This is a genomic window from Mucilaginibacter sp., assembly GCF_035492695.1.
Taxonomy (GTDB): Bacteria; Bacteroidota; Bacteroidia; order Sphingobacteriales; family Sphingobacteriaceae; genus Mucilaginibacter.
Genome location: NZ_DATJJC010000022.1, coordinates 79,332 through 92,294 on the forward strand (window position 1 = coordinate 79,332; position 12,963 = coordinate 92,294).

Here is a 12,963-nt window from a genome sequence, read left to right on the forward strand (position 1 = left end):
CTACATATTTTAATTTAAAAACTCTTTCTTTTGAATAACCAGCGTTTTTATTAAAAAAATGATTGTAAAACGCTTGACCAGACTGACATCATTGATGCGTAAGCAAGTAATATGTATTTTTATTTTTGCCGGGCATCTTCCGGGGTAAACATTTATCATTTAAATAATTCACGGTTCATTTGAGCTTCAAACATAATTTCCTGGCTTTTTTACGGGATCTTAAACGATCGGTGGAATTGCTTTGGACCGTAGATAAGAAAGTAAGCCGCATTAACATTTTACTACAGCTTTTACAGGCACTTCTCCCTATAGCATCGCTATATTTTATGAAACGCATGATAGAGGCGGTCCTGCATCATTATGCCACCTTTTATCCTGTTTTACCATTTATCGCGGGTTATGCGTTAGCGCAGCTTTTGCTTGTATGCATCAATCAATATTCATCGTTTATAGACGTCAGGCATCAGCATAAGATCACGGATAAATTATCCGGCGAAATATTACAAAAAGCCATTGAGGTGGATTATGAATACTACGAGAACCCTTTATACCATGACACTTTACATTTAGCCCAGCAGCAAGCAGCCTATAAAATACCGCAGGTACTTAAAGACTTTAACAACATGCTGGTCAATATCCTGTCGCTGGTATTCCTGGTCGGATTCTTCTTTACCATACATGCATTGTTCGCGCTTTTTCTGATGGTTGTATTTATACCATTAGCGGTTACCAAGTGGTATTCGGGTTTTAAGCTGCTGCAATTGGAAAAAAAATTCGTACCGATGGAACGCGAAGCCAATTACGTGAACCAAACATTAACCAATGTTAACTCTGCCAAGGAAGTGCGGGTATTCGGTTATGGGAATAGCTTCATAAAGAAATTCATGAATATCCGGGCCATCATACATCATGAAAAGGCCACGCTTCACGCTAAACTTACCTGGTATAATTTTTTAGCTGAAGCGGGCGAAGTGATCGCTATGAGTTTTGTTTTTGTACTGCTCGCCGAATATACCTGGGAAAAAATAATCACGTTAGGTGTGTTTGTCATTTACCTGCAGGGATTCCAGCGTTTACAGGCATCGTCTAAAGGGTTTTTGCAGGCTCTTGTTCAACTATTTCAGCAAAGGCTTTTTTTAAGGGACCTTTTTGCATTTTTAGATCTCAAAACATCGAAAGTGAATGCCAGCACGGCACCATTCCCTTCTGCAGAAACCGGCCTTACGGTATCAAACCTGTCGTTCGCTTACCCGGGTACAAGTAAAGTGGTGCTCGACGATATATCAATGGTATGCAAACCCGGCAAGATCGTCGGCCTGGTAGGCGAAAATGGTTCGGGGAAAACCACGTTGATAAAATTGCTGGCGCGGTTGTACGAAACCCAAAGCGGCGATATCCAAATTAACGGCACGGATATCGAACAGATCGAATTAAATGCTTTCCGCAAGAAAACTGTGTTCCTGTTCCAGGATTTTGAAAAGTATTTTTTAAGCATCGAAGAGAATATTACGCTGGGGGATAATGATAGCAGCAGATTAGAAAAGGATGTAGAGCGTGCAGCCAAACTGGCACAGGCGCATGATTTTATTATGAGGCTGAGGAACGGTTATAAAACCCGAATAGGCCGGTATTTTAAAGACAGCGAACAATTAAGCGGCGGCCAGTGGCAAAAGCTGGCATTGTCCAGGATATTTTACCGCGATGCAAACCTGGTGATACTGGACGAGCCCACTAGTTCACTTGACCCTAACGCTGAATTCGAGGTGTTTGAGAACCTGAAAAAAAACCTGCAAGATCAGATGATAATTGTAGTGACCCACCGCTTATATAATTTGAAAATTGCCGATCACATTTATCTGCTCAAAGACGGTCGCATTAACCAGGAAGGCGATTTTGAATCGCTGGTTAAACAGGATGGCGAGTTTAAAAAAATGTATTCGAGGCAAAAGCTTTGACAATTTCTCAAAAGCTGTTTAATAATAATTTTTAATTGCCCCCGAGGCCGCCTATATTAGTTACCTCACCGGATCATGATAATTCCGGATTATAATGCCACGTAATACTCTGTCCGTTATCATCCCTACCAAAAACCGGCCCGCACTGTTAAAGAGAGCTATGCTGTCTGTTGCCATGCAGGATTATCAGGGCTTTGAGGTGTGCATAGTGGATAACAATAGCGACCAAAAAACAAACGGGCAAACCAAAGCCATCGTAGCTGAATTTGAAAAGAATTACCCGGCCATAACATGGCATTATATACACAGCGATAAGAGGTTTGCATCAGGTGCGCGAAACGACGGCATGAATGTTTCTTCCGGTGATCATATCATTTTTTTAGACGATGACGACGAATTGCTGGCCGGCAGTATAAAAATACGAATGGATGTGATGACCGCCGACCCTGAACTAGCCTTATTATATTGCGGGGGATATTCAAAAATATACCCCTATCCTTTTAAAATATATCGGTATTACCATTACAATAAGTCGCTGCATACCGATAGGCTGATGATGATGTCGTGCTCATCAATTATGATCAATAAGAAAATATTTGAGGTTAACAATCTGCAGTTCGATGAGGAACAAAGCCGCATGGATGACTACGACCTGTGTAAAATGATAATCAAGCTGGGACTTAATGTAAGATCGATACCCGATCCGCTGGTGCTGATCCACCTTCATCCTGAAACAAGGATATCATCGCAGCAGGTTATAAATTACGATTTTAAAAACGCATTGATCAGGCGATGGGGGCCGTCAGAGGCAGACACCGTATTTCACTATGCAGAGGCGGTAGCTATATGGCGCAAGTGTTTTGGAATAGAAGAGCAGTCGTTCGCGGAGATAAGAAAGTCCCTGCGAAAGGACTTCAACCGCCGGCCAACTTTATCATTCAGGCTGAAATTTATAATGGTGAGCATAAGCCCGTTCCTTTTTTTAATCCTTTATCACTTTGCCCTTTTTATCTCACAGTCGTATAAAAATCGCATTGCTTATTCAAGGGGAAGAACGTAATTTGACGTGTGGATAGATGGGCTAATAAGCATACCCTGCTTTTGTACTTGTTACAGGTGTTTAAAAAACTTTCGCACTACAGAATTAACCACAGCTTTTTCAATATTCTTTTTAAAAATCTTTGTTCCAAAGTATATGACCAGGAATAACACGAACACACAACCAAAGCCTGCCCAGAACGAGCCAAGCACATCGGAGAGATAAAAGCCAAGCGTAAGGCTCGCAAAGCCTATAACAAAAAGAACACAAATTATCTGTGCAACATCCGTGATGATTTCTCCGGCAACGGACGAGCCTTTATCCAGGGCCTCATACCTGGCCAGTTTGATATTAGTTTTTGCATACTCTTTCGCCTGGTCGATAACCGAAACCGGTCTTTTATCTTTCTCTTCCATAAGGTGGTGATTTTAAATTTATATACACACTCCTGTTTTCATTCCATCAGAAAGGATAACCTATTGCAAGGTTGAATACTAAGTTCTGGCTTCGCCACGATGAACTGCCAAAGTCGATCTTGTTGATCACATTCCGCTGCCCGGCAGGCAGGTAAGGTTCAATTATCGGGAAGCCGACATCGGTACGCAGCACCAGTACTGTAAAGTTGAACCGGAGGCCCACGCCCGCATCGGCCGCCATCTGGCTCAAAAAGTTTTTGCCAAAAGCGGCCCCCGGCAGGTTAGGGTTGCTGCGCAGCAGCCAAATATTACCAGCGTCGAGGAACAATGCCCCCTCGACAATGCTGAATAGTTTTGGCCGGTATTCCACATTTGCTTCAATTTTTATATCACCCGACTCATCAGGTAAAAAAGCGCTTCCCTGCGTAAGTGCTGCAGGTATGGCGTAAGAACCCGGACCTATAGCGTGTGCCTGGAAACCGCGCAGGCTATTGGCGCCCCCAATAAAAAATTGCTGCGTATAAGGAAGCACAGTAGAGTTTCCGTAAGGAAGCCCTACGTTTACCATCAGCCGTGTTGCCAGTTTACTGTTTGGCCCGGTCTTGTGAAAAAACCGTAGTTCGTTCTCCAGCTTTACATATTGATTGAATGGCGTTCCAAACAATTTTCGCACTTTGCCCGCCAGCGTATCTGCCCCGGTGAGCAGCCCGTACAGATTGCCCGACAGGCTTATTTTCCCGTTATAATAAAATGTATTTATACGGTTTTCTTCGGTTGTATTGGTGTAGGTATAACTGTATGTTGGGCCGAAGGTAAATTGTTTATCTATAACATGGGCCAGGGTTGGGTTCTGCGTATTTTTAATGCTGTCAAGGTATACCTGGCTCACATGGGCCGCATCCACATAATTAATAACCAGCAGGTTCAGCTCGTCCTGTTTATGCAGGCTCGGCTTCCATTGATAGCCGAACGACCCGGTGAACGAATTAAGCGTATAGAGCTGGGTACGGTTTACAAGTGTATAACCAGTTGACAAAATGGTATGCGGAACAAAAGCATTGTTAGTGGTAAAATTGAAGGGGCTTATAAATCGCGGCCACGATACTGACGGCTGTATGCCGAGTTGGTACACGTTGTAACCCTTATTGTATTTGCCGAATTGTATATCGGAACTGCCGAATAGCGTTAGCGTAAACAGCTCGGCTCCCTTGAAGGTGTTCCTGTTGCGGAAATTGATATTGATCTGCGTACCGTCGTAATTTGCGGAAGTCGACCTGGCCAATATTTCGGCCTGTAACGATTTGCGCTTGTTTTGGGTTAAGAAATAATAAATGTCCAAAAATGCCGAATCGGGGGTGACATCCTCAAACCTGTTCTTCACAAATTTAAACGGCCCAAGTTCGATGAGCCTGCTCAGCGAATTATTGTGTTGCGTGCGGTTATAGATATCGCCGGGATGCAACAATATGCTGTTTTTGAAGGTAAAAGGACGTACGGTTTGCTTTGGATCGATGACATTGTACCAGCGGTATTTAACGGCCGAGTCCAGCTTTAGCGCCGTATCCCTAAGCGTATAATGAGGATACACATAAATATCCCTGATCTTATATATCCACCGGGCTTCATCAGGCGTCTCGTCCTTAACTTTAACAAACATATCTACCTTATGCCCGGCCACGGTGCTGTCATACCGCATGATCAGGTCTTCAGGAGCAAAGTAATAGAACCCTTCTTCTTTTAATCTCGCATCTATCCGTATGCGCTCGGCCTTAATAATATCCAGGTTAAACTTGTCTCCAACTTTTAACAGCGTTTGCTTATTGGTCCCGGCAACGGCTGTATCAAGGTCGTCATTACCAGTCGGGAAAGTTATCTTATTATAATGGTAAGCCGGCCCGGTCTGTACGGTATATATTGCCTTAGCTATCTTCTTTTTGCTTGTGGTATCGCCTGCTACCTGCGCCACAAAATAGCCCTCGTTTTGCAGGCGGTTTTGCAATATGCTGGCGTTTTTATCCACGTCTACAGCGCTTATCAATACCGGTGGCTCGCCTATGTGGGTATTAAGATAATGCCTTAAACCGCGTCTCTTATTGGTCCTGGTCTTGTCATAAACCCACAATTTAAACCTTAGCCCAAGTATTTTAGCATTAGGCTTTGGCCGCAGCAAGTTCTTAAGCTCTCCGGTAATGGCTTTTGCGTCACCCTTATCGGCACTTTTGTCGGTAATTTTTACTTCGCCGCCGTCATATAATTTTTGCCCGGGCTGCAGGTATTTTGTTGTACTGCATGCGCTTGTAAAAAATGCCGCTAAAAATATTAAGTATCTAAACCTGTTCATGTTTTATCGGTATTATTATCAGGGCTCGTCTGTTGGCTCAATCACACCTGCGGTGTTTGCATCTGCCTCTTTATCAGCCTTTTTTTGCTCTTCCTTTTTTTCTTTCTGATCCTTTTTATATTCTTTTTGCAACTCCCTGTCCTTTTTTGAACGCCTCTTGAACAACTCGCTGAAACGATTAAAATCATAGGTAAGCGAAAAGCCCACACCAGTTTCGACAACCTGCCCTTCTATCACAATAAATTCATCTTTACGATAGGCCCGGATACGGTACCGGCCATCCTTGGTCAGTAAATAGTTTACAGATACGTTACCGGCAATGTCCGTCGTTTTTTGACCGGGCTGGTTTTGTCCCTCCAGGTTGAAATTATTGCCAACGGTTACGGTAATCCTGTCATTAAGGAAGGATTTGGACAAACCGACATTCAGGTCGGTGCGGTTTTGTTGAACCCCTGTAGAATAGTCTGCACCCGATGTCAGATCGAAACTTAATTGAACACCGCCTATCAGGTCGCCTGCCAGTTTATTGAGCTGATCTGATAACAGGCCGCTCACGCTGTTCCGTATGGTACCTGCTATACCGGTGCTGCCACCCTGGCTTTGCAAAGGATTATCGCCAATGAAATGCCCGAGTATCAATACGCCTAATACCTGTTTGTTCAACTCGTTAGGATCTTGCCGCACCTGGTCGAGCCGGGTATTGACCGTCGAAACAACCTGCGGCGAAACAGTATAGGAACTATCAGGCAAAATGATATCGAAAGTAATATCAGGCTTCAGCAACTGGTTCCGCATGTTCAGGTTGACATTGAAGGGTAGCTTTTGTTTATACATCGTCATGTTCTGCACATCGCCGCCCAATTGATCGCTCACCAAGTCAATAGGCGGAACATTCGCCACATAAATAGCCGTCAGGTTTACCATAGCGGTTGTCGGGTCGCCCGACCATGTAATAGTGCTCCCTTTCTTAAACAGGAATTTGCGCTTAACCGATGCGTATGAAAGGTTATACGAACCCTGGTCCACTGTATAAGTCCCCGTCAGATTTATTTTACCACTCGGGTCTATCGCGGCATTAAGTTGCGCATCACCTTTTAACTGCACCACGTCGCCATTACGTTCATCAACCACTATGGTGAAGTTTGCCTGCTTGTTAACCCTGATGGTAGCGGAAACGTCCATTCCTTTTAAATTCGATTTCTTCAGCGAATCAAGTTGCTTTGCAAGGAATATGGAATCGAGTTTCGGGGCTTTCGGGTTGATAACTTCAACTACGCCTTTCCTGTCTTCAATACTCGGATCATCGGAAGGCAGCACAATGGTCATATTTGTTTTATCGTTAACAGTCAGGTTGGCGTCAACCACAGGCTTGTCCATATTTCCACGTACGGTTATGCGGCTATTGAGGAACAGCTTGCCATAATACAGCTTATTATCCTCTTGTGTTGAGTTGATCACCCTAAAGTTGTCGGTAGTAATATCCAGCCCAAACCGGAAATCGGTAAATGTTTTAGTGTAAACACCCCCAGCTATAACCGCCTTGTTCCCGAGCGAGTCGATCATAGTGAAATCATTGAACATGATGCCTTCGTTATTAAAAGTGATGCTTTCCTTGGGCATGGTGAAATAGGAGTTAAGCATCGCTACATTAAAACCTACCTGGTTAAAGTTAATGTCGCCCCTTACCGACGGGGCCGAAGTTGTCCCGCTGATCTTCAATTGCCCGTTGATAACTCCTTTTGCATTCCTGATGCTGCCGAAGCTGAATCCCTCTATACTTTTCATTTTCAGGCTAACGATATCCATGTTCAGGTCGAATGTGCTTGCCGGCGTAGTATAATATAGCCCCGTCAATTTTACCTGGTTACCTTTACCCGTTATCCGCACATCGGCAGCATAGGCGTTTTGCGTTTGGTTGTTTACTTTCAACGCTATATCCCCTACGGTGTCGCCTTTGAAATTAAAATTATGAACATCCAGTGCTGTGGTAAAATGCATGTTGGTTTGCAGATCGCTGATGTGTGCATTGCCATTGATGACACCGCCCACCTGTAACGAATCCTGTTGGGCGGCTCGGGTAAGAGTTTCGATCTGGAAATTCTTAAAGTTGACCGTCAGCGGCGAATTCATTACCTGCGAATCGCTGTTCACGCTCAAAACCTGGTTACTATTGCTGATGGTAAAGTCTTTGGCCAGGATACCCTTGTTGCCGAAGTCCAGCTCATTGCCGGCGTTAACAGCCCAGGGCGTATAATTGAGCATCAGGCCATCTTTAACAAAATTAAATTTGTACTCGTTGGGCATAACGCTGAAAACACCGGCTACGCGATACCGCTCCTTTTTCGCCGCATCACGTACTTGCAGCATCACGTTCAGCTTGTTATCATGCGCATTGCCTGAAACACTGGTGTATAGCAGGTCGATTGATGAAGAGAGTTTGATCTCGTTCACAGCAAGATTATAGTTGAGCGCGTTATTGCCCGTATTGATAGCAAGTTTCATGTTATCAACGACGGTTGTACCGTAAACAACTTTAGGCATTGTACCGTTCACCACAAGTTCGTTGTTGCGGCTATCAAAGCGGCCGTCGATATTTACAGGCTCCAGCGTTTTAAGCTCAGGCGCAAATTGAGTTACCAAGGGGGTTTTAACCGCCCGGATACTAAAAGTGAAACGCTGCGGTGAATAGGCCGTTTTTACCCGGGCGGTATTGCCGGATGAACTGGTATTATAATACTTATCTATCACATTTTGTACCGCGGGGCCTATTTCAGCTAAATTATACTTCCCGGCCATGTGCGCTGTCAGCACTGGCGTTTTCAACCGAAGTGTGCTGCTATCTGCATTGGCAGTAGATATGAGGTTGATACTGTCCAGCCTGATGACCTGCTGCTTCTGCGCCACTACTAGGTCTGTAAGTTTGATATTTGCATTTAAGTACCCGGGATCGGCTGTAGGTATATCAGCGATCAGCTTGCCATGGATTTTTAGTGCATCGTTGCTGAAATGAAGTTTTTGCAAGTCGATACTATCGATTAAGATCGTTGAATATACCGAAGGGTATTTTTTGTTCATGTTTGCCCGTCCATCAAGCGCGAAATGAATGTTTGGATCGTTCATGTGTACATTGGCGGTATATTTACCGTCGTGCCCGGTAGCCTTCAACACCAGGTTGCGGTAGGTGTATCCTTTTACATAAGCGCTTGCAACATTCCCGGCTACCTGTAAGCTAGCGGTTTTAGGATTTGTACCCGTACCGTTAATATTTAATGCTAATGTGATATTACCAACCGTTTTGGGCTGTTTGGTTAGGGCGCCAACGTTTAAGTTATTCGTTTTAATATTTGCTGAATAAACTTCGTGCCCCTTTTTATTGCCATTCTTCATGCTGGCATCCAGGTCCACGGCGCCATACGATGAGCGCAGGTTCATGCGGGTAGTGAAATCGTACATACTGCCCTTAAATGTCCCTTTCAGATTTAATGCTGCAGGAATACTTACCGACGAAGGCAGCATGCCCGGGGACACCAGCTTGGCAATATCTCCGCTGCCGGTACTGAGGTTATTTATAGTAAGATCGAAATATGATCTGTTCATGTCCGGCAACCCCCGGATAACTGCGGAAGCTTTGATATGCGTGTTGCTAAGCCCCCGCACTTCAAGTTCAGGTATACGGAGGTTGTTTACCTTACCGATAACCCGACCGTCAATTCTGAAAACGGCGTTGGGCGAATGCTTAAAAGGCTCCATCGACGACATGGTGGGCATTAGCAATAACACATCTTTTAATCCCAGGCGGCTGCCATTAAGATCGGCGTTAACATACAACTTACCCGGATCGGTACTTAATGATTCGATAGACGGATAACTCACCTGCAATCGTTTCTGTAAAACGGTTTGCGGAGTTTCCAGGTACAGGTCATTCAGGTACGAATTCTTTGGGCCGTATAAAAAGCTGGTGTGAAATTTATTGATACGCAGACCGCTTTTTTCGGCAAAGGTAAGCGTGTTGATACGGCCGGCTATCGAATCGGGGTTATAGGCCAGGTTCTCCATATCTACCTGCAGATCGCTTATATGCATGTGCCCGAAATCCAGGCCTTTGGCTATAGGTGCAGTAGCGTTGTTATCATATTTAATGTCATCATTTGCAAAGCTGACCTTAGCAATGGTTGCACGCCAGCCCTTGTCAGCTCCTGGCGATGTCACAAGCGTATCGAGTTTCTTAACCGCTTTTACGACTGCTTTTTTTACCGACTGTGGCTTAGCGAATGTGACTCCTGCTTTGGTATCATTCAGTTCTATAGTTTTAATGGCGACGTTTTGATTTTTTAGATCGATCTTATCCATCACCACAAGCAATTTGCCTAAGTTCACCAGCGACGACATCTGTTTGGTCTGGTAATCAACTTTTATTTTCGAAATATCGATAGTGCCGAGATCTAGAGTCATATTGATCGGTTTGATCGCAGTATCCGGCGGTGCAACCGGAGTGCCCGCACCCTTTGGCTGAGTTTGGATAATCCGCGCGTCAACATCCGAAAGGGTGATCTTTGGTATGGTGAATTTCATCTTATCCATATCAAAATCTTTGATTCTGGTATCGAAATGGCCAAGCAGGAATTTCACATCATTCCCCGTAATAGCATCTTTGTATGCGATATTGATCTTGTCGAGTATAATTTTATCGACAGAAAATTTCATGGATGATGAGGTATCGGCGGGGGCTACCGGCTTTTTCTGTTCACCCGCAAAAGCCTTAAGGATATAATCAAAATTGAAAACGCTGTCACGCCCCCGGTTCACATTCATCGTGATACCGTCAAGGTTTATCTCGTTTACCTCTACCTGGTGATGCAGCAGTTTCAGCATACTGACGTCCACCTTCAGGTTATCTCCGGCTATCAGGGTGTCTTTTTTCTGGTCTTCGAAATACACATCCTGCAGCACAATCAGCTTAGGCAATCCTAATGATATATGCCCTATTTCTACTTTGGTATGTATCTTTCCCTCGATAAATGCGACTGCTTTGTTCTTGAGGTAGTTTTGGACGGAGGGGATCTGGATTAAAATGATAACAAGCAGGACAAGGACAAGAATACTTCCAATTATCCAGAGTAAGGTTTTAAGGGCTATGCGTCCGATCCGTCTCAATTTTGCGGGTTTTGAAAGTTGTAAAAATATCCATTCGTTTAGTGAATGTTTCGTAGTACATCAACCATCAAATAAGCGACTTGTTTTTTTAGAATACAGGTAAAATCAATACAAGTGGCTATTCAACAAAAACTCACCAGGGAATGACCGGAAGCATTTTTATAAGTATGGGCCGAAATCAGGTTTTACCAATCAATAGTTTATCGTGAAGTTTTAGCTAAGTCCCAAACGATGTGTGCATGGGTTGCTACAGGAATTGTCTCATTTTCCCGGTTGAAAATACCGTTATTTCACGGTGTTTTTACCGTGAAATAACGGTGCAAATCGACATATAATCTTATTAGATTCGTCTGCGGCATGAGGCAATGTCTTTTTAGACTTGCAGGGATACAGATAAACCTTAGCTGACAGCTGACACAGATACCAAAAGACGCGCTGTTCGCAGGTTTTTGTTCAAAATCTGACGCTTAACCTTAGAAACCATGAAAACTCCCTGCATTTGATGAAAGCAGTCAGCCTCCTTACTATTGGCTGAATGATGAATTGCCGCGATCCGGCGTTGGAACCGATTACCCAGGTTGTCTGTATTTCCAGATCAATTTGTTTTAGAACTTTTTTGAATTTAATCCGCACAGCGTTATGAACTATTCATCTGACGAACCAGCTTCAAATTTTTCAACCGATCCTACGGGGCCCACGGGGCCTGTCGGCCCGACGGGACATACCGGCCCTACAGGGCACACAGGTTCGACAGGATACACCGGGCCAACTGGCCCAACCGGACCGACAGGTTATAGGGGGCCAACAGGACATACGGGGTTTACTGGCCCTACGGGCACCGCCGGCGACAAATGGAGCTATATTATAGTAGATGGAATAACCGGGCCAACAGGGCCGCGGGGATATACGGGTCCTACCGGGCCAACAGGGTCACAAGGCCCTACTGGTGCAACAGGCCATACGGGACCAACTGGTAACCCGGGACATACCGGGAGTACAGGAGCAACAGGAAATACCGGTGCAACAGGTCAAACCGGACCAACGGGATATACCGGCTCGACAGGAAGTACCGGCCCAACAGGGCACACCGGGCCAACCGGCAATTACGGGCCAACGGGTTATACCGGGCCAACAGGAAGTACAGGACCAACGGGCCATACGGGGCCGACAGGAAATCCGGGATCGACAGGTGCAACCGGGGGTACAGGTGCAACGGGCCAAACGGGGCCGACAGGAAATCCGGGATCAACAGGTCCTACCGGAAGTACTGGGGCAACAGGCCATACCGGCCCAACGGGAAACCCGGGATTCGGGTATACCGGTCCTACCGGAAGTACAGGGGCGACAGGCCATACCGGTCCGACGGGTAATCCTGGATTCGGGTATACCGGTCCAACCGGAAGTACGGGGGCAACAGGCCATACAGGGCCGACGGGTAATCCTGGATTCGGGTACACGGGGCCAACGGGCTATACAGGCCCGACGGGGAGCCGCGGACCAACAGGGTACACCGGACCAACAGGTGGCAGAGGGCCAACCGGCCCAACGGGACCCCGGGGATATAATGGCGATTTTGACAGCGGAGTTTCTGCCAAAAACATGCTACTGCATTTAAGCAGGTCCGTCACTGATGAATGGACCAGGGATATCTCCCGTCATGGTTCTTCGTCGCCGTATGTCGTTGCGCTGAAAAAAATATTTACCCCAAACCCTAAAATGGAGGTTTTCAGCTTATTTCCTGCAAGTTCACATTCAACGTCATCAGATGTTGTTAAGATCACATTCCCTGCCATAGTCTCCCGTTTGGGTGCGCATTTCGAAGGAGCTGCTGAATTTCATCATTCCGGCCATGCACCACACCCAATACATGAGTTTTATGAAGCTGTAAAGTTTGACAGGCACGTGTCCGTTGTGGGGCATCTGATTTGCGGGCAAACCGATTGGGCGAACTTTTACAGTTGGGTGGTGGCTTATAGTATAGAAATGCAAGGGCTTGCATCTCCGTTGGTAGTAAGCTTACTGCCTTACCTGGAGTTAAAGAAATAGATGGATATCTGA

At 45.3% G+C, this 12,963-nt stretch carries 6 protein-coding genes; 3 read left to right on the plus strand and 3 right to left on the minus strand.

Going from position 1 to position 12,963, the window contains the following annotated elements; translation table 11 throughout:
- The first annotated feature begins 179 nt into the window (after positions 1–179).
- Positions 180–1,955 carry an ABC transporter ATP-binding protein gene (locus VL525_RS14400; protein WP_325387730.1) on the plus strand — a complete coding sequence of 592 codons (1,776 nt, stop codon included), beginning with the start codon at positions 180–182 and terminating at the stop codon, positions 1,953–1,955.
- 94 nt (positions 1,956–2,049) lie between these two features.
- Positions 2,050–3,015, plus strand: coding sequence for a glycosyltransferase family 2 protein (locus VL525_RS14405; RefSeq protein WP_325387731.1), 966 nt, complete (start codon positions 2,050–2,052; stop codon positions 3,013–3,015).
- A 50-nt stretch (positions 3,016–3,065) separates the two neighbouring features.
- On the opposite strand, the gene VL525_RS14410 is transcribed toward VL525_RS14405, so the two are convergent.
- From VL525_RS14410 to VL525_RS14420, 3 genes are read right to left on the minus strand one after another with little or no spacing between them, the layout of a single operon-like run.
- Positions 3,066–3,410 carry a phage holin family protein gene (locus VL525_RS14410; protein ID WP_325387732.1) on the minus strand — a complete coding sequence of 115 codons (345 nt, stop codon included), beginning with the start codon at positions 3,408–3,410 and terminating at the stop codon, positions 3,066–3,068.
- A gap of 46 nt (positions 3,411–3,456) precedes the next feature.
- The gene (locus tag VL525_RS14415; RefSeq protein WP_325387733.1) at positions 3,457–5,751 is read right to left on the minus strand and encodes a BamA/TamA family outer membrane protein; all 2,295 of its coding nucleotides are present in this window, start codon (positions 5,749–5,751) and stop codon (positions 3,457–3,459) included.
- A gap of 18 nt (positions 5,752–5,769) precedes the next feature.
- Entirely contained in the window at positions 5,770–10,905 is a 5,136-nt protein-coding gene (locus tag VL525_RS14420; protein WP_325387734.1) for a translocation/assembly module TamB domain-containing protein, read from the minus strand.
- A 639-nt stretch (positions 10,906–11,544) separates the two neighbouring features.
- Between VL525_RS14420 and VL525_RS14425 the strand changes: the two genes are divergently transcribed.
- Entirely contained in the window at positions 11,545–12,951 is a 1,407-nt protein-coding gene (locus tag VL525_RS14425; protein ID WP_325387735.1) for a hypothetical protein, read from the plus strand.
- Positions 12,952–12,963 lie beyond the last annotated feature (12 nt).